The organism is Mesorhizobium sp. M2C.T.Ca.TU.002.02.1.1 (genome assembly GCF_003997225.1).
This window is the reverse complement of the sequence record NZ_RZTO01001170.1, coordinates 1-1,382: the sequence shown is the minus strand read 5'-3', so window position 1 is coordinate 1,382 and position 1,382 is coordinate 1. Positions and strand designations below refer to the sequence as shown.

1 pseudogene is annotated in these 1,382 nt (G+C 62.7%); it reads left to right on the top strand.

The features are described 5' to 3' along the window. The first annotated feature begins 82 nt into the window (after window positions 1–82). Window positions 83–1,147, top strand: a pseudogene (locus EOD07_RS34425) (TraB/GumN family protein). Window positions 1,148–1,382: the final 235 nt, after the last annotated feature.

The following is a 1,382-nucleotide window of genomic DNA, read 5'->3' as shown; positions in this document are numbered from 1 at the left end:
CTTTCCATCCGACGCCGCACCGCAAACAATTTCACCGCGCCGGTTAACCGTTTTGCCGCTTTTCAGCGCTAAGACGCTTTTCATGAAACGCGTCATCGCCATCGCCGACCGCGCGGCCCTTGTCTCGTTGAAGCTGCTTGCGGCGCTCAACCTGCTGTTTTTCCTGTCTTTCCTCGTCGTTCTGCTGCTTGCCGGCCGGGCCCATGCGGGAGCTCCCAATTGCGTCGGCACCGACCTTTTGACGGCGCTGGAAAAGAATGATCCCGCCGCCTTCAAGAAGGTCGAGACCGAAGCAGCGGCCGTTCCCAACGGCAACGGCCTGCTGTGGAAGCTGGAGAAGCCGGGCGAATAGCCGTCCTATCTGTTCGGCACCATGCATATGACCGACACGCGCGTCACCACGCTGCCGGCCGCCGCGCAAAAGGCCTATGACGGCGCCGGCACCATCGTCATCGAGACCACCGATGCGATGGACAAGGCCAAGATGATGGCCGCCATGGCCAGCGAACCCGGCCTGATGATGTTCACCGACAACACAACGCTGTCGTCGTTGCTGTCGCCGGACGATGCGGCGGCGCTGAACAAGGGACTCGATGCCCGCGGCATCCCGCCGGCGACGGTCGCCAAGATGAAGCCGTGGATCCTGTCGGCGATGATGGCGTTGCCGGCCTGCGAGGTGGCGCGCCAGAGCGCCGGCGAACCTGTGCTGGACGTCAAGCTTGCCGCCGACGCGAAGGCCTGGGGCAAGGACGTCGAAGGGCTCGAGACCGCCGTCGATCAGTTGCGCGCTATGGCCTCGCTGCCGCTCGAATTCCACATGAAGAGCCTGGTCGAGACGATGAAGCTCGGCGACAAGGTGAACGACGTCAACGAGACGATGATCGTGCTCTACCAGCGCGGCGAGGTCGGCATGTTCTGGCCGCTGTTCCGCGCCGTCTTGCCGGACACTGCGGACGACAAGGCGGGCTATGCCGCCTTCGAGCAGACCATGATCATCAGCCGCAACAAGGTGATGGCGGCGCATGCCGGGCCGATTTTGGCCAAGGGCAACGTCTTCATGGCCGTCGGCGCCATGCATCTGCCCGGTCCGGAAGGACTGGTCGAGGATTTTCGCAAGTCAGGGTATACTGTTACCGCCGTCAACTGAGTCGTCTGGCGGCTGGCGGACCTGAAAACGCCGGTTTTTCAGCGCTTTCCGTCCGTCCGCGTGAAACCCGATGCGGGCTCAGCGCGTTGATGGCTGTTATTTTGATGACTTTCATCCAAGGAGGACACGTTTCATGGCGAACCCTAACGACCCCTTCACCCCCTCGAGCACGCCTCCCACGTCGAGTGGCGGTGGTGGCGGCAGCGGGTGGGTGATCGCCCTTGTTGTCATTATC